The organism is Mycobacterium sp. IDUB_1 (genome assembly GCF_055419625.1).
This window is the reverse complement of the sequence record NZ_JBVAYA010000001.1, coordinates 270,479-286,307: the sequence shown is the minus strand read 5'-3', so window position 1 is coordinate 286,307 and position 15,829 is coordinate 270,479. Positions and strand designations below refer to the sequence as shown.

Sequence of the window (15,829 nt, the reverse complement as noted above, 5' to 3'; positions counted from 1 at the left end):
GCGCGGGCGGCATATCCCCCGATCGGTGGACATCACAATCCACCGGGGCATTCCACCCAATAGCGGATGTGAATATCCGGCAAACCCGTCAATATCGACCCCATGACGATGGAAACGGCGCCCACAGCCGCGACAGCCCCAACAGCCAGCCAACCGCTGTGGCGGATCGCCCTGTCCAGCTACGTGGGCTCGGCGATCGAGTTCTACGACTTCTTCATCTACGGCACCGCCGCGGCACTGGTGTTCCCGACGGTGTTCTTCCCGGAGCTGAGCCCGATCATGGCGACGACGGCCTCGCTGGGGGCGTTCGCGGCCGCGTTCCTGGCCCGTCCGGTGGGGGCGGCGGTGTTCGGTCACTTCGGCGACCGCATCAGCCGCAAGCAGACCCTGGTGGTGACCCTGCTGCTGATGGGCGTCGCGACCGTCGGGGTGGGTCTCATCCCCAGCACAGCAACCATCGGAATCGCGGCGCCGCTGTTGCTGCTCGGCCTACGGCTGATCCAGGGCTTCGCCGTCGGCGGCGAGTGGGCGGGCGCGGTACTGCTCAGTGCCGAGAACTCGCCGCAGGATCGGCGCGGCTTCTTCGGCATGTTCACCCAGCTCGGCCTGGGCACCGCGCTGGTGCTGGCCAACCTCGTGTTCTGGGTGGTGCAGGCGATCTTCGGCGAGGATCCTGGCTCGGCCTTCTTCGACTGGGCCTGGCGAATCCCGTTCCTGCTCAGCGGGATTCTGATCCTCGTCGCGCTCTACATCCGAGTGCACGTCAAGGATTCCCCCGCGCTCGACGCGGACGCCGGACACCAGGGCGCCCCCCTGGTCGCGCTGTTCCGCAGGCAGGGCCGTCAGGTGCTGCTGGCCGCCGGTGTCGCGGTGTGCGCCCCCATGCTGGTGTTCCAGGCGGGCACCTTCTTCGTCCACTACGCCGCCGACCGCCTCGACTTCTCCTACGACCTGGTGTTGATGACCGGGGTGATCGGCGGTCTGTGCGCGGTCGGCTTCGCCGCGGTGTCAGCGATCCTGAGCGACACCTACGGTCGGCGCCGCATCGTCTCGTGGGGGTTCGCGCTGACGGCGCCGTGGGCGTTCGCGGTGTTCCCGCTGATCGAGACCGGCGACAAGACGATGTTCGGCGTGACGATCGTCGTGACCTACTGCCTGATCGGCTGGTGCATGGGGCCGCTCGCCGCGCTGCTTCCCGAGATCTTCGCCCCCGAGTACCGCTACACCGGCGCCGCGCTGTCGCACACACTGGGCGCGATCGTCGGCGGCGCCTTGCCGCCCGTCGTCTCGCCGATGCTGCTGGCGTCCTACGGCGGATGGGCCGTCTCGGTGATGATGGGCGCGCTGGGGCTCGTCAGCCTCGCTTGTGTGCTGGCCCTGCCGGAGACGGCGGGCCGCAGGATCTAGCGGGTCACTCGCCGGTGAAGTTCGGCGGACGCTTGCCGAACATCGCGGTGATGCCCTCGGTGAGGTCTTTCGAAGCCAGGAACGCCGAGTTCCACGCCGCCACGTACCGCAGGCTCGCGGACACCGCCGCGGTGCGCTGCTCGTCGAGGACGTCCTTGACGCCGGCAACCACCAGCGGCGGGTTCGCGGCGATCTCGGCCGCGGTCGCGCGTGCCGCAGCCAGGGATGCGTCGGCGTCGGGGTAGACGTCGTTGACCAGGCCGATCTTCTCGGCGCGCGCCGCGTCGATGTCCTTGCCCGTCAACGCCAGCTCACGCAGATGCCCGTCGGACAGGATCAGCGGTAGCCGCGCCAGCGAGCCAACGTCGGCGACGATCGCGAGCTTGACTTCACGCACCGAGAACTTGGCGTCGGCACTCGCGTAACGGATGTCGACGGCCGAGATCAGATCGACCCCGCCGCCGATGCACCAGCCGTGGACCGAGGCGATCACCGGCGTGCGGCAGTCGGCCACTGCGGTGATGGACTGCTGCATGGTCTTGAGGCGGGCGTGGAACTCGGCCCGGGGCTTGGCCAAGGCGCCCTCGGCCATCATCGGGGCCAGCGTGTCGCCCATCGCGGGCAGGTCGAGCCCGTAGCTGAAGTTCTTGCCGGAGCCGGTCAGGACGATCGCGCGCACCTCGGGGTCAGCGTCCAACTCGGCGAACACCTGGGGGAGTTCGGCCCAGAACGCCGGCCCCATCGCGTTGCCCTTGCCCGGGCCGATCAACGTGACCTGCGCGATGCGGTCGGCGATCTCGACCGTCACTGACTCGTAGCTGCTGCCCATGGACCATGAGGCTAGCTCCCGCCGCGTGGCGGCAGCCATCAGCCCATCGAGTCGTCAGCCCATCAGAACGTCGGCGACCTTCGCGCTCGGCAGGAACTGGCACGCGGCGTCGGCGAGAAGTTGGCCCACCGTCTCGCCGTTGGCGCCGATCGGGTTGTTGCCCTGGGCGAGGATCGCCTTGACCACCGCGAGCCGGGTCGCCTCATCGAGTTTCGAATACTCCTCGCACGACATGCTGGTGGCGTTCGGTGGGGGTGGCACCTCGGGGACGTTCGACCCGCGGGTCGGCAGCGGCAGGTTCGGGATCGTGATCTCCGGCAACCCGGGGATGCTCGGCATCCCGGGGATGCTCGGCGCGCTGCGTTCGGTGGTCAGCGGCGGTCCCGGCTCGGTGGTCTGCGCCACCGCGCCTTCGGTGCTGCGCGAGCACGCCGTCGTCGCGCCGAGCACGATTGCCAGCCCGACCATGGCCGTCGTCGTCACCCGCGCGCGCGTCCTCATGGTCGCCACGATAGGGGGCTACACCCGCTCGAGATAGAAATACAGGTGACGCGGCGTGCCGGAGCTGGTGTCCATGGCGCCCTTGCCGTTCATGATGCCGATGACCGCGTTGTCGTCGACGATCTTGAAGTGGTCGTGCACCGGCTTGCCGTCGTAGACCATCGACGCGACCGTCTCGCCGCGGAACTCCTCCATCCACAGGCTGGCTTCGCCGTTCATCGCCTCGGCGTTGGAGAACCGGTTGCCGTCGGCGTCGAAGCAGACCAGCGGCTTCGCGTCGGCCGCGGAGTGGAACGTCTTGCCGAACCAGTTGAGCCGCTTCATGAAGCCGTTGGCCTTGTGGCCGGTGTCGAACTCGCCGCCCTTCCATTCGCCGATCATGAACTCGATGGTGGCGGGGGCGAGCGTGGCCCAGAACGTGTCGAGCTCGGCGTCCTCGATCCGGCCGGTCCGTGCGGTCAGGTCGGTGAAGGTCTTCCGGGGATCGGTCATGAGCGTCCTGTCCAGGTGCGGGCGAAGTCGAGGAAGGCGTCGTTCTCGTGCGGGGCAGCCACGGTGACCCGTACGCCGTCGTCACCATAGGGCCGCACGATGATGCGGGTGTTGGCGGCGTCGGCGGCGAACTGCTGGGCGCGGCCGGGCAGTGGCAGCCAGACGAAGTTGGCCTGTGATGACGGCAGCTCGTACCCGGCCTCGCGCAGGGCGTGGGAGACGCGGGTGCGCTCGGCGACGACGGCGTCGGTGCGCTCGAGCAGTTCGTCGGCGGCGTCGAGCGAGGCGATGGCGGCGGCCTGCGACACGGTCGTCGCGGTGAAGGGCACGTAGACCTTGGACAGCGCGCTGACGATGTCAGGGTCGGCGACGGCATAACCGACGCGCAGGCCCGCCAGGCCGTAGGCCTTCGAGAAGGTCCGCAGCACGACCACATTGGGGTGCGATCGAACGAGACCGAAGCTGTCGGGCACCAGGTCGTCGCGGATGTATTCGATGTAGGCCTCGTCGAGCACCACCATGATGTGCGGCGGGACGGCCTCGACGAACGCGGCGAGCTTGGCCGGGTCGACGACGGTGCTGGTCGGGTTGTTGGGGTTGCAGACGAAAATCAGCCGGGTGCGGTCGGTGACCGCGGCCAGCATCGCGTCGAGGTCAAAGGTGTGGTCGCTCAGCGGCACCTGGATCGGGGTGGCGCCGGCGGTGCGGACCTGCAGGGGGTAGATCTCGAAGCTGCGCCAGCCGAACAGCACCTCGTCACCGACGGTCGAGGTGATCTGGATCAGCTGCTGGCACAGGCTCACCGACCCGCAGCCCACCGAGATGTGCTCGGGAGCGAAGTTGACGTGCTTGGCAAGGCGCTCTTTGAGCTCGACGTAGCCGTTGTCGGGGTAGCGGTTGATGCCGTCCATCGCGGCGGCGACGGCGGCGCGCACGCTGGGCAAGGGACCGTGCACGGTCTCGTTGCTGGCGATCTTGATGGCACCCGGCACGGTCTTGCCTGGCGTGTAGGCGGGCAGATCAGCGAGTTCGGGACGCAGACGGGCGGGCACCGAACCAGTTTAGGGGTGCGGTCGATCTGCTTTGCTTCTCGCGGCAGGGCCTGTGTACTCTCTTCCTTCGGCGGTCAACGTCAGGAGGCGTGCCAGAGCGGCCGAATGGGACTCACTGCTAATGAGTTGCCCGCCTTAAAGCGGGCCGGAGGTTCAAATCCTCTCGCCTCCGCCAACAACTGAACATGCACCACCAAGCGCCCGTAGCTCAACGGATAGAGCATCTGACTACGGATCAGAAGGTTAGGGGTTCGAATCCCTTCGGGCGCACTCTCTATTTCTTGTTGGCGAGCACCATGTCGACAGCCGCCGCGATGACTTCGTCTCCCGGCACAGTGCCGAACATCAACGACGGGCACGCCACCACGCCCGCCAGCATGGAGATCGCCGCTTCCAGCTGGACCCCGGCGAAGACGTTCTCCAACATCGCCCGGATCGGACGCTGCGCCTCGCTGTTCAGCGCGTCGCGGATCTCGCCCATGGTCTCCACCGAGGCCCACTGCGCCATCGCGTAGAGCACCTTGTCCATGTGCAGGTCCACCACGGCGGTGCGGAACGCGGTCAGCTCACCGATCAGATCGGCACGCAGCTCGCCGGTGGGCTCTTGGTGGGGCAACTCGCCGATGGCGTCGACTGCGATCTTCAGGAGGTCGACGCGGGACGGCCAGTGGGTGTAGAGCGTGGTCTTGGAGTAGCCGGCGAGCTCGGCGACGCGGGCGTGGGTGACGGCGTCGGAGCCTTCGGTGATCAAGACGTCGAGTGCGGTCCGGCCGACGTCGGCGCGGGTGCGGAGGACGCGAGAATCTTCGCCGGAGGCAGCCTTGCCGCTGCGGCCTGCCATGTGTCCTCACCTCTGCCCGTCGTCTCTGCTCCTTCAATTAACGCACGGATCCGCGCGTGCCCGGCGAAGACGTGCGCGGGACACCCTGTGAGCGTCGATAAAATTCACCGGTGATGTCCGACGTTGCCATGCTCACGCAGTCCGCCCAGGCGAGCCTCGGCGTCAAGGACTACGGGGCGGCGGCCTCGGCGGCCTGGGCGGTGTTGAACGTCGAGCCGTCGAACGAGCACGCGATGCGGTTGTATGCGCTCGCGTTGCACGGGCAGGGCCGTGGCGCCGACGCGCTGGCGATGGCGTGGCGTCTGGTGACGGAGCATCCACGGTCGGCGCTGGCGCAGTACACCTATGCGAGCCTGCTGCACGAGTCCCGCATGGATCAGCAGGCGCTGGCGGTTCTCGACGAGTCGTTGCGGCTGGACCCGACGAACACGGACGCACTGGTGTTGCGCGGCGACATCTTTCGCACGACGTGGGGGCTCAAAGCTGCCGAGCAGCAGTACCTGCAGGCGCTGCGGATCGAGCCGAACAACGCGTTGGCGACACACAACCTCGCGGTGGCCCGGCTGCGGTGGGGGACGCTGACGCAGGCGGTGCGGGGCCTGCTGGCTGCCGACAGACTCGATCCGGCGTTGCGCCCGTTGGTGACCGACAACATCGGGCTGGCGATGGCGCGCGTGTTGCGGATGGCGACGGCGTCGGTGGTGTTCCTGGCGGTGGCGCTGATCGTGGTGATGGCAGCACACGACGACGGGATGTCGACGGTGATTCCGCGGATCGCAGCGGGAGTACTGGGTCTGGCTCTCGTTGTCCCGCTGGTGTGGGTGGTGCGTACGGTCCCTGCGGCGGTCTTGAGTGTTGTTGTGCAGCAACGTCTTTTGCTCGGGGTGCGAATGGCTTTCGTGGCTTTGGCGGTGCTGCTGGGCGTGGTGACGGCGGCGGTGGGCGCGAACCCGGTATCCGACGCGGCGGGCACGCTGCTGTTGTTCGGGGTGTTCGGGCTGACGGTGCTCGGATTCGTGACGGGTTCGTAGCGTTTCCAGCAAGTCGCGAGTGTGAGGCTACCGCCACCCTCGGCGAGGAGCGTAAAGCTAGCGTTACACTCGAATTGTTCAGTTCGTGGAGCCCTGAAGTCACTCGTGACGCGTCTCCTTCACATCAATGTTCTCGAATTCTTCCGGTGAGAAAGTGCCGGTCCGCCCCATGTACTGGTCGCCAGTCAGCCCGATTTCCTTTGCCGCTGCCGGGGATCCGATGAAACTCACAGAGATCAATCCGTTGGGTGATCGCCGACTGAGGGAAACGATGTGCCCCTTGATAGTTCCTGTTACTCGGCGGTGGATGATGCCCCCGATGCTGGACCTTGGCACTTTGACCCACTTGAGTGGAAGGCTGAACCTCTCATGTGAGGAGCCATACTGCAGCGCGTCCGGATATTCGAATCCATAGTCGTGGCTGATCGCTAGCCACTCGTTTGTGCTGCGGTGAACCTCGAACCAGCGTCCACGATAAAGGGTAAATGCGCTGTTGACTGGCGTCTCGGTCATGGTCCTTACTCCGGAAACAGCGGACGTCCTTCGGCATCACTGAATGAAGCCGTGAGGTCACTTAACGACGACGAGAGAAAATGGGAAAGCATTACGAGCCGCGATACGGCACTGATATCGCCGGCAGCAACGGCTACGACATCTCCCTCTCGGCTGAAAAGGGTGCAGTGTCCTTCTTCATCGATATCGCTGAGACGGTAGCCACGAGCAATGAGCTCGCGTTTACTGGGAATCCGCAGACGTTTCAGGCGGTGCATGGATCTATATGCCGCGCCAAACTGGCCGTACAGGTAGCGCTCGATGGTGCTCATCGTAGGAGCGAACAACTCGAGGTGTTCTGTTGACCGGCGCTGTGCCCTCGTGAGCGCATATCTATCCTGAGTTCGTCTGACGTACAGGCGGGTCTCGCCTCCAGTCGACCAGAAAATGGCGGCACCTGAATCATCCTCAGGAGTCAACGTGAAGTTTCCCGCTGCCGCCCACTCGGCCAATTGGTCTGAAATCGGAGGCGCGGTCATTCCTCAAGTATCCCATCGGTGAGTAGCTGTTCAACAGGCACTTCAACCTTCTCGGCGTTGTAAACGAGCACTTGAAGAGCGCCGCCGTCTCTGCCGAAAGCTGGTGCGATCTGTGAAACTTCTATCGACCATCCGTCGGGCAATTCACCAAAGGTGTAGGCGTGGTACTCGAGTTCCAGAGATTTCACAGGAAGCGAGCGCGATTCAAATGATGGCGCAACACCTTCCGGCATCACGCCAAGGTACACGCCGCCCGGGCCGCCGATCCGGTCCAGGTGCTGCCCGTAGTCTCGGAGGAACGCGCTTCCCGACTCGTACATCACACGAGTTCCCGGTACCGCTCCGTCATTCGGCGGGTAGTTATGCCAATGGTCACCGTCGGGTCCGATCTTGTTGTACCGCTCGTCGTACTGTTCCTTGCTGAGTGGGTTGCCGTGCTCATCATGCCCGTACGGCTCGTCAGGATTCTCGACGAGGCTCAATGTCTCCCGGTTGACGTCATTCGGTGACGGATAATCGCCTGACTGCCAGTGGTGCTCGAGTGGCTGACCGTAGTTCGGATCGTCAGGTTTGTCATCAATTCGATGCCATCCATCTCCGGACGGTTCGTGGGAGTGCACCGGGGAATGCGCGTGAGGATCTGGACCCGGCGCATTGTGGTCGTGCCTGCCCGCGTCCGTGTGATGGTCGGTGTCCGATCCGTCATGGCCGTCGGCAGTTGACGCGGGCGTATCGGACGCAGTGCCTCCGCCTGCGTGCTCTCCTAGCCGACTGCCATCTGTTGGAGTGGTATGACCGGACGACTCCTTGCTCTGCGGTGAGGCATCAGTCGCGTGCTCAGGGGTAGGAGACCCATGAGGAGGCGCCTCGGCTGGGTGTGGCGCGTCTGTTTGCGGGTTGGCAGGCGTATCCGCGCCGTTGGGATGCGTCGATTCAGCTGACGGAACATGCTGCGGCGCAGCGCTTGTCGGCGCCTCTGACGGCCCATCATGCGAGGGCGAACCTCCGCCTGATGACTCCGGCGGCTGGGAAGAAGCCGAGTGTGCGGGCGCCTCCGTTGCCCCTCCCGACGGTCCGTGCGGCGTTGTCGATCCGCCACCAGATTCGGGGACCCCGCCGGGTGACGCCGACGGCGTGGACCCGCCCGGCGACGATCCATTCGGCGAAGCCGCCGAACCTGGTGACGTGTCGCCGCCGCCGCCTCGTCCTGCATCCACCGGTGCCCGCGGACCGGAACCGCCCTCAGCACCCGAGCCCGACGGCCGGCCCCCAGGAGCCGATGGCTCACCAGTGCGCGGGCCGCCTCCCGACGGCCCGCCACCTGACGGCGAGCCACCCGACGGCGTCGACCCACCCGGCGCCGGTCCGGCGCCGACAGACCCCGGCCCCGCACCGCCCGGAATACCCTCGGGCCGCAGCGGCGGCACCCCGCCTGCGCCGTTGGGGTTGAACTCCGGAACATGCGGCGTCTCAATGCGACTCGGCGTCCCACGGGTCCAGCTGCCCAGCTCGCCGACCTTGGGCAGGCGGCCTTCTTCGAGCACCCGTCGGCTCAGGTTCAGGCCCTTGGCGACGCTGCCGGTCTTCGACAGCGCGCCGCCGGGCACGAACAGCGAGCCGATGTTGAACGCCGCCTCGCCCGCGGCACGGCCAGGATGGTCACCCGACCACTTGTCCCACGCGACGAACTCCTTGCCCATGTTCGCCAGCACGCCAGGCAGGCTCGACGGGTCCTTGGCCACCGAGAGCGCCATCTCGGCCATGCCCTTCCAGGTGTCCGGATCGGCCATCGCCACGATCCCCGACACCGTCCCGATCAAGCCGGTCACCGCACCCACCTGGATATCGGTGTACAGCGTCACGGCGTTGGCGAGGTCGTTGCCTACCCGGTCGCCGAACGTCTCGACCAGGATGGGGCGGATCCACTTCTGGAACGCAGTCGCCGCATCGCCGATGAGGCCGGTGAGTTCGTCGAGCAGCCCGACGATGCCCTTCACCTGACTCTGGAAGTTGTGCAGGACCGTGCCGATGTCGTGGGCGACCTCCCGCAGGATGTCGTCGGCCTCACCGGTGAAGATGCCCTTCACCGTGTCCCACAGGCCGTCCAACGACAGCCGGTCGAGTATCCGCCGGATCGCGTCCTGGGTCTCCTGGACGCCGTTCGCAAAATCCGTAATCGATTGCGCCACAGACTTCGACACGTCGGCGAGCGACGAGATGGCGGTGCCCAGGCTCTCCATCGCAGTCTTCATCGCCGCGACCTCGGGGATCTGCTGGGCGGCGATCACGTTCTTGATGCCCGTCAGCTGCGGCTCGATCAGCGCGAATCCGGTGGCGAAGTTGCGCCACTGCGTCGCCGTCACCCCCATGATCGGCGCGTTGCCCGACGGCCACGTCATCGCCGCGCCGGCGAAGAAGCCGATGCCAGGCAGCACCTGCAGAAACGGTTGGATCAGATACCACTTGTCCGGCGGCGGGACGGTGACACCGTTGGGCCCGGCCGGAACGTGGGCGGGCAAGGCCTTACCGGGCTCGGCGCCGACGCCGCCCGAGGGGCCGGGGCCGCCGATCGTCACCGACGCATCGGCGTTGCGGTAGTTGTAACCGGTGGCCTGCAACAGCATGCCCACGGCGTTGAAGGCGTTGGCGGCATCGGCGACGGCCGAGGTGAATTCGCCTGCCTGATGGCCGTATTTCAGCCCGAAATTCATGCCCGCCGGGTCCATGCCGGAGGAGATGCCGCCACCCAGCGCCGCGCCCAGCGCATCCGACAGCCGAGCCAATTGGGCACCGATCGCTCCGGTCTGCTGACCCGCGGCGATCAGCGCCTCTGGGTCAACTTCGATCCGCACTGAGTGACCCCCCGATGGTCATACCTGCCACATCTGACCGTTCTTGGCGACGGCGTCGGTGTAGTTCTTATGGGCCGTGTCGGCGACTTTCTGCAGCGCGGTGAGCGATTCCTTCATCTGCTCTGCGCCGCTCTCCCATTGCTTCTGTGCCTGGTCCTGGGCGTCGGAGGCGGCGCCTTCCCACGATCCGCGCAGCATGGCCATCGTGTGCTCGATGTCGTCGAGGCACTCGGTGACCTCACGGCCGAATTCCTCCATGTGACGGATCGCGGCGCGCAGCGCATCGAAGTCCACCACCAGCTCGCTCATCGCTCGTCCCTTGATTTCGGATCCTGATCGGATTCCGGTGGCGATTCGGGTGCGGGAGCCTCACCGCCCTGTGCCGCGCCCTCGACCATCGACGACACCTGCTCGACGAGGCCGCCGGCCATCTGAGCGCCCTGCTGCAGGAAGCCGCCGAGCTGCTGGGGCGCCGACTGAGCGGACTCGGCGACCGACCCCAGCTGATCGAGGTTCATCGCCTTGGCCAACCCCGTCAGCGGCTCGGAGGAGGGAGTAACAGCCCCACCGACCGCCGCGGAAGCCGCCGGCGCCGCACTCGGCGCCCCGCCTCCGCCACCTCCGGCGGGCGCACCCCCGCCGCCACCGCCCTGCATCGTCGCGTTCAGTGCCTCACCGGACTGCTGGTCGGTTTTTGCGTACTCCTTGCCCGCGAGGCTCAGCAGGTCGGCCATGTTCTGCAGGCCGCGGACCACCTGGCCGGCTCCGGTGTGCCACTGGTCCCACGCAGGCCCGTACGCCGAGGCAGCCCCGCCCTTCCAGCCCGAGCCCAGCAGCTGCCGTGTCTCCAGGTCGACGCCGGACAACCCGTCCTGCAGCCGCTGTCCGGCGTCGCGCAGGCGCTCCGACGCCGCCTGCAATTCCGAGACCACCACCTCGACCGAACGCTCCACGGCAAGCAGCCTATGGGCCGCCGGGAGGGGGTCCGTGCGCCAATTTCGCGGCGCCCCGAGGTTCTAGGGTGGTGACGTGCGCCTCCTCCTGATCGCCGACACACACGTGCCGAAGCGGGCCAAGGACCTGCCGCCACAGGTGTGGGATGCGGTCGACGCGGCCGACGTCGTGATCCATGCCGGGGACTGGGTGGAACCCGAACTGCTCGACGAGCTGGAGCAGCGCTCCCGCCGGTTGGTGGCCTGCTGGGGCAACAACGACGGCGACGAACTGCGCCGCCGGCTGCCCGAACGGGCCGACGTCGAACTGGGCGGGCTGCGCTTCACCGTCACGCACGAGACGGGCGGTGCCGCCGGCCGCGAGGCTCGCATGGCCAAGGCCTACCCCGACACCGACGTGCTGGTCTTCGGCCACAGCCACATCCCGTGGGACACCACCGCCGAGGGCGGTCTGCGTCTGCTCAACCCGGGCTCGCCGACCGATCGCCGGCGTCAGCCGCACTGCACCTACATGACGGCGACGGTCGGCGAGGGGGAGCTGACCGACGTCGAGCTGCACCAGGTGCCTCGCCGTGAGTGAGCGGCCCGCGACCGTCGACGACGTGCACCGCATCGCCGCCGGGATGCCGCACGTGACGCGCATCGAGGGCCCGAAGGCCGGCAATCCGATCTACCAGGTCGGCGGCAAGTCGTTCGTGTTCTTCCGGACCCCGCGGCCCGACGCGGTCGATCCCGACACCGGGGAGAAGTACCCGGACGTCATCGTGATCTGGGTGGAGTCCGAGGCCGACAAGCTCGCACTCACCCAGGACCCGTCGTCGCCGTTCTTCACGACGCCGCATTTCGACGGGCATCTGTCGGTGCTGGTGCGCGCGAGCCGTCTCGGCGAGGTCGCGGTGAGCGAGCTCCAGGAACTGATTCAGGACGCGTGGCTGTCCCGCGCGTCGAAACGCCGCGCGCAGCAGTGGCTCAGCCGAGACGAGTGACCTTGTCGTGCTCGGCACCGCAGCAGAACAGTGCGAGCCGGGCCGGCACGTCGCCGGGATTGCGCCACCGATGCCGAGTCCCGTTCTGCACCACGGTGTCCCCGGGGTGCAGCGTCACCTCGGCGCCGTCGTCGAGCTCCAGGATCACGGTGCCCTCCAGCACCACCTCGAAGTCGATGGTGTCGGTGGTGTGCATACCGGGATCATCGAGTTCCATGTAGGCCAGCAGGCCGGGCAGCTTCTCCTCGCCGTCGGCGATCGCCTCCTCGGTGGTGAGGTCGTCCGTCCTGGCCGTGGCGGTTCCCGGCGGCAGCGTGAACATCGAGAACCGGAACCCGCCGATCGGCGGAAAGTAGGTGCGCCAGTTCGGCATCGACCCGTCGTCGGGGAAGTGCGGCGTCTGGTCGCCGCCCCACAGCATCGTGAACTCCGACCCGGGAAGCAGCACCGGCGTGCGCGGGGCGACGCTCTGGTCGCTGACGAACACCGACTTCCCGGCGGCATCGTGACCGGTGACAACCCGACGGACATCCATTGACTCAGTCAACCACCGAGACCACCCCGGTCGTGGCAGTCTCAGCGGAATGGAGCACAAGCCGCCCACCGGCACGATCGAAGCCGCCCACCGCCAGCATCTGAGCACCCTCCCGTTCGACGACACCAGGGATTTCACCGACGCCGATCGCGGCTTCATCGCCGCGAAGACACCGTGCGTCATCACCGCCGCCGACGGGCGGGTGGTTTGGGACAACGACATCTACGACTTCCTGAGCGGGGACGCGCCTACATCGGTGCATCCGAGCCTGTGGAGGCAATCGCAACTGGCTGCCAAGCAGGGCCTCTACGAGGTAGTCGCAGGCATCTACCAGGTCCGCGGATTCGACCTGTCCAACATCACGTTCGTCGAAGGCGACACCGGCATCATCGTCATCGACCCGCTGGTCTCCACCGAGGTCGCCGCAGCTGCCCTCGCCCTCTACCGCGAGCACCGCGGCGAGCGTCCCGTCACCGCCGTCATCTACACCCACAGCCACGTCGACCATTTCGGTGGCGTTCTCGGGGTGACCACACAGGCAGACGTCGACGCGGGCACGGTCGCGGTGCTGGCACCCGAGGGCTTCACCGCGCACGCCGTGCAGGAGAACGTCTACGCGGGCACGGCCATGGCCCGCCGCGCCGGCTACATGTACGGGGCGGTCCTGGAACGCGGACCGCAGGGTCAGGTGGGCTGCGGCCTCGGTCAGACCCCGTCCACCGGTGAGGTGGCGATCATCGTGCCGACCATCGACATTCGCGAGACGGGGGAGACCCACACCATCGACGGTGTCGAGATCGAGTTCCAGATGGCGCCCGGTACCGAGGCGCCGGCCGAGATGCATTTCTACTTCCCGAAATTCCGCGCCCTGTGCATGGCCGAGAACGCCACCCACAACCTGCACAACCTACTGACGCTGCGCGGTGCGCTGGTGCGCGATCCACACGGCTGGGCCGGCTACCTCACCGAGGCGATCGACACCTTCGCCGATCGCGCCGACGTCGTGTTCGCCTCGCACCACTGGCCCACGTGGGGCAAGGACCGCATCGTCGAATTCCTCTCCCTGCAAAGGGATCTGTACGCCTACCTGCACGACCAGACCTTGCGCCAGCTCAACCAGGGCTTCACCGGGATCGAGATCGCCGAGACGTTCACGATGCCGCCCGCGCTGGAGAACGCCTGGCATGCACGCGGTTACTACGGCTCGGTGAGCCACAACGTCAAGGCTGTCTACCAACGCTACATGGGCTGGTTCGACGGCAACCCCGCCCGGTTGTGGCCGCATCCCCCGGAGGCGGCAGGACCCCGCTATGTCGCCGCGATGGGCGGGCTCGACCGCGTGGTGGAGATCGCGCAGCAAGCCTTCGATGACGGTGATTTCCGATGGGCAGCAACACTTCTGGACCATGCCGTCTTCACCGACGAGAATCATGCGGGTGCTCGACAGCTCTACGCTGACACCCTCGAGCAGCTGGCGTACGGGGCGGAGACCGCCACGTGGCGCAACTTTTTTCTCGCGGGAGCCACCGAGCTGCGCGACGGCAACTTCGGCACCCCGACGTCGACATCGACGACGATGGCGGCCCAGCTCTCCCCGGAGCAGATGTTCGACGTGCTGGCGATCAGCGTGAACGGGCCGCGCGCATGGGATCTCGACCTGGCGATCGACGTGACATTCCAAGACCTCGCGACCAATTACCGGCTCACTCTGCGCAACGGTGTGTTGGTCTATCGCAAGGTCGATGCCGACGAACAGACCGCGCAGGCGACGCTGCGGTTGGCAACCAAAGTGCGGCTGCTGAGCCTGGCGGCCGGTGACGCGACGTCACCGGGGGTCGAGATCGTCGGGGACGCAGCAGTTCTCACACAACTGGTCGGGGTGCTGGACAAGCCGGACCCGGCATTCGACATCGTGACGCCCTAGGGCTGGCCGCCGTCGGCGCGGATGATCGATCCGGTGGTGAAGCTGCTCGCGTCCGACATCAAAAACAGCGCAGCGCCGATGATCTCGCGCGGCTGGCCGGCGCGCTTCATTGCCAGGTGGCCGAACGCCTGGTCGGGGTCGAACGTCCACGCGTCGGCGATGTCGGTGAGAAACGGACCGGGCATCAGCGTGTTGACCCGTACCGTCGGTCCGAAGGCCTTCGCCAGGGCCTCGGTCATCGCATTGAGGCCCGCTTTGGCTGCCGCATACGGGAGGAACATCGGATCCGGTCGCAGCGAGCCGCTCGTGCTGACGTTGATGATCGACCCGCCGCCTGCGGCCAGCATCCGTTCCCCGACGAGCGCGGAGAGTCGGAACGGCCCCTTCAGGTTCAGGTTGAGCACGGCGTCGAACAGCTTCTCGCTCACAGAGGTGAGGGAGTCGTACAGCGGGGACATGCCCGCGTTGTTCACCAGCACGTCGATGCGCCCGAATCTGTCGTGGGCGGCGTCGACGAGGCCGTCGAGCTGATCCCACCGTCCGACGTGCACCGCGTAGGGCAACGCGCTGCGTCCCGTCTCGGCCGTGATCTCGTCGGCCGTCGCGGCGCAGGTCTCGTAGGAGCGGCTGGCGATCACGACGTCGGCGCCGCACCGGGCCGCGGCGAACGCCATCTCGCGCCCCAGCCCGCGGCTGCCCCCGGTCACGAGCACCACGCGGTCGGTCATGTCGAACAGCGCATCGGCGTACCCGGTCACGGGCCCTATGGTGGCACGGTGCAACTGCTTCTCGTCCGACATGCGCTCCCGCTGCGCAGCGAGCCGGGGGAGGGTTCGGACCCGAGCCTGTCGCCCGACGGTGTGGCTCAGGCCGCCCGGCTGCCCGACGCGCTGGCCCGCTTCCCGATCACCCGGCTGGTGAGCAGCCCGCAGGTGCGGGCCATCGACACCGGCAGGCCCGTCGCCGACGCCCTCGGCCTACCCATCGAGGTCGACGATCGGCTCGCCGAGTACGACCGCGACCTGGAGCACTACATCCCGATCGAACAGATCGCGCAGGAGAGCCCGCAGGAGCTGCAGCGGTTGATCGACGGTCACCTGCCCAGCAGCGTCGACGAGGACGCTTTCCGCGCCCGCATCACCGCCGGCGTCGAGGACGTGGTGGCTGCTGCCGATCACGAGGACACCGTCGTGGTGTTCAGCCACGGCGGCGTGATCAACGTGCTACTGCACACCATCCTGCGCACGCCGCGGCTGCTCAACTTCCACGTCGACTACGCCTCGGTGACTCGTGTGCTGTCCTCCCGCAGCGGTCGGCTCTCGGTGGCCAGCGTCAACGGCACCGAACACGTATGGGATCTGCTGCCGCGAAACACCAGGTGGTAAACAGAACGCC

At 67.1% G+C, this 15,829-nt stretch carries 18 protein-coding genes and 2 tRNA genes; 8 read left to right on the top strand and 12 right to left on the bottom strand.

What is annotated here, in order from left to right; all coding sequences use genetic code 11:
- The first annotated feature begins 108 nt into the window (after positions 1 to 108).
- On the top strand, positions 109 to 1,407 hold the full coding sequence (locus tag ACZYYX_RS01460) for an MFS transporter (RefSeq protein ID WP_463814756.1): 1,299 nt from the start codon (positions 109 to 111) through the stop codon (positions 1,405 to 1,407).
- A 4-nt stretch (positions 1,408 to 1,411) separates the two neighbouring features.
- On the opposite strand, the gene ACZYYX_RS01455 is transcribed toward ACZYYX_RS01460, so the two are convergent.
- From ACZYYX_RS01455 to hisC, 4 genes are read right to left on the bottom strand one after another with little or no spacing between them, the layout of a single operon-like run.
- Entirely contained in the window at positions 1,412 to 2,236 is an 825-nt protein-coding gene (locus tag ACZYYX_RS01455; protein ID WP_463812622.1) for a crotonase/enoyl-CoA hydratase family protein, read from the bottom strand.
- Positions 2,237 to 2,290: 54 nt separating this feature from the next.
- Positions 2,291 to 2,737: a hypothetical protein gene (locus ACZYYX_RS01450; protein WP_463812621.1), complete on the bottom strand. Its 447-nt coding sequence runs from the start codon at positions 2,735 to 2,737 to the stop codon at positions 2,291 to 2,293.
- Positions 2,738 to 2,755: 18 nt separating this feature from the next.
- The gene (locus ACZYYX_RS01445) at positions 2,756 to 3,229 is read right to left on the bottom strand and encodes a DUF4334 domain-containing protein (protein ID WP_463812620.1); all 474 of its coding nucleotides are present in this window, start codon (positions 3,227 to 3,229) and stop codon (positions 2,756 to 2,758) included.
- Positions 3,226 to 4,281 (bottom strand): histidinol-phosphate transaminase, encoded by a 1,056-nt coding sequence (gene hisC, locus ACZYYX_RS01440; protein ID WP_463812619.1) that lies wholly within the window; start codon positions 4,279 to 4,281, stop codon positions 3,226 to 3,228. The genes ACZYYX_RS01445 and hisC overlap by 4 nt, the downstream gene beginning before the upstream one ends.
- An 83-nt stretch (positions 4,282 to 4,364) precedes the next feature.
- Between hisC and ACZYYX_RS01435 the strand changes: the two genes are divergently transcribed.
- Positions 4,365 to 4,456: transfer RNA gene (locus ACZYYX_RS01435), tRNA-Ser, on the top strand.
- Between the two features lie 22 nt (positions 4,457 to 4,478).
- Positions 4,479 to 4,551 (top strand) — tRNA-Arg (locus ACZYYX_RS01430).
- A gap of 4 nt (positions 4,552 to 4,555) precedes the next feature.
- On the opposite strand, the gene ACZYYX_RS01425 is transcribed toward ACZYYX_RS01430, so the two are convergent.
- Positions 4,556 to 5,122 (bottom strand): TetR/AcrR family transcriptional regulator, encoded by a 567-nt coding sequence (locus ACZYYX_RS01425; RefSeq protein ID WP_463812618.1) that lies wholly within the window; start codon positions 5,120 to 5,122, stop codon positions 4,556 to 4,558.
- A gap of 113 nt (positions 5,123 to 5,235) precedes the next feature.
- Between ACZYYX_RS01425 and ACZYYX_RS01420 the strand changes: the two genes are divergently transcribed.
- Positions 5,236 to 6,153: a BTAD domain-containing putative transcriptional regulator gene (locus ACZYYX_RS01420; protein WP_463814755.1), complete on the top strand. Its 918-nt coding sequence runs from the start codon at positions 5,236 to 5,238 to the stop codon at positions 6,151 to 6,153.
- Positions 6,154 to 6,252: 99 nt separating this feature from the next.
- Here the strand turns inward: ACZYYX_RS01420 and ACZYYX_RS01415 are convergent, their stop codons facing one another.
- Genes ACZYYX_RS01415 through ACZYYX_RS01395 form a run of 5 tightly spaced genes read right to left on the bottom strand, consistent with a single transcriptional unit; the run spans position 6,253 to position 10,989 of the window.
- Complete coding sequence (locus ACZYYX_RS01415) at positions 6,253 to 6,666, bottom strand: hypothetical protein (RefSeq protein WP_463812617.1); 414 nt, start codon at positions 6,664 to 6,666, stop codon at positions 6,253 to 6,255.
- Between the two features lie 5 nt (positions 6,667 to 6,671).
- Entirely contained in the window at positions 6,672 to 7,184 is a 513-nt protein-coding gene (locus tag ACZYYX_RS01410; RefSeq protein ID WP_463812616.1) for an Imm61 family immunity protein, read from the bottom strand.
- Positions 7,181 to 10,036 carry a glycohydrolase toxin TNT-related protein gene (locus ACZYYX_RS01405; protein ID WP_463812615.1) on the bottom strand — a complete coding sequence of 952 codons (2,856 nt, stop codon included), beginning with the start codon at positions 10,034 to 10,036 and terminating at the stop codon, positions 7,181 to 7,183. Before ACZYYX_RS01405 ends, ACZYYX_RS01410 begins: the two co-directional genes overlap by 4 nt.
- 18 nt (positions 10,037 to 10,054) lie before the next feature.
- Entirely contained in the window at positions 10,055 to 10,345 is a 291-nt protein-coding gene (locus ACZYYX_RS01400; RefSeq protein WP_463812614.1) for a WXG100 family type VII secretion target, read from the bottom strand.
- Positions 10,342 to 10,989, bottom strand: a complete 648-nt coding sequence (locus tag ACZYYX_RS01395; protein WP_463812613.1) for a WXG100 family type VII secretion target — start codon at positions 10,987 to 10,989, stop codon at positions 10,342 to 10,344. Before ACZYYX_RS01395 ends, ACZYYX_RS01400 begins: the two co-directional genes overlap by 4 nt.
- Before the next feature lie 76 nt (positions 10,990 to 11,065).
- On the opposite strand from ACZYYX_RS01395, the gene ACZYYX_RS01390 reads away from it, so the two are divergent.
- Both ACZYYX_RS01390 and ACZYYX_RS01385 read left to right on the top strand, forming a co-directional pair.
- Positions 11,066 to 11,569: a metallophosphoesterase family protein gene (locus tag ACZYYX_RS01390; RefSeq protein ID WP_463812612.1), complete on the top strand. Its 504-nt coding sequence runs from the start codon at positions 11,066 to 11,068 to the stop codon at positions 11,567 to 11,569.
- The gene (locus ACZYYX_RS01385; RefSeq protein WP_463812611.1) at positions 11,562 to 11,975 is read left to right on the top strand and encodes an MmcQ/YjbR family DNA-binding protein; all 414 of its coding nucleotides are present in this window, start codon (positions 11,562 to 11,564) and stop codon (positions 11,973 to 11,975) included. The genes ACZYYX_RS01390 and ACZYYX_RS01385 overlap by 8 nt, the downstream gene beginning before the upstream one ends.
- Here the strand turns inward: ACZYYX_RS01385 and ACZYYX_RS01380 are convergent.
- On the bottom strand, positions 11,959 to 12,510 hold the full coding sequence (locus ACZYYX_RS01380; protein WP_463812610.1) for a cupin domain-containing protein: 552 nt from the start codon (positions 12,508 to 12,510) through the stop codon (positions 11,959 to 11,961). The genes ACZYYX_RS01385 and ACZYYX_RS01380 overlap by 17 nt on opposite strands.
- A gap of 49 nt (positions 12,511 to 12,559) precedes the next feature.
- Here ACZYYX_RS01380 and ACZYYX_RS01375 point away from each other — a divergent pair, with 49 nt between their 5' ends.
- A complete protein-coding gene (locus tag ACZYYX_RS01375; protein ID WP_463812609.1) occupies positions 12,560 to 14,434 on the top strand; it encodes an alkyl/aryl-sulfatase in 1,875 nt (624 codons plus the stop codon).
- On the opposite strand, the gene ACZYYX_RS01370 is transcribed toward ACZYYX_RS01375, so the two are convergent.
- Positions 14,431 to 15,234 carry an SDR family NAD(P)-dependent oxidoreductase gene (locus tag ACZYYX_RS01370; protein WP_463812608.1) on the bottom strand — a complete coding sequence of 268 codons (804 nt, stop codon included), beginning with the start codon at positions 15,232 to 15,234 and terminating at the stop codon, positions 14,431 to 14,433. The genes ACZYYX_RS01375 and ACZYYX_RS01370 overlap by 4 nt on opposite strands.
- Here ACZYYX_RS01370 and ACZYYX_RS01365 point away from each other — a divergent pair.
- Positions 15,211 to 15,819 carry a histidine phosphatase family protein gene (locus ACZYYX_RS01365; RefSeq protein WP_463812607.1) on the top strand — a complete coding sequence of 203 codons (609 nt, stop codon included), beginning with the start codon at positions 15,211 to 15,213 and terminating at the stop codon, positions 15,817 to 15,819. The two genes, ACZYYX_RS01370 and ACZYYX_RS01365, sit on opposite strands and share 24 nt — an antisense overlap.
- Positions 15,820 to 15,829: the final 10 nt, after the last annotated feature.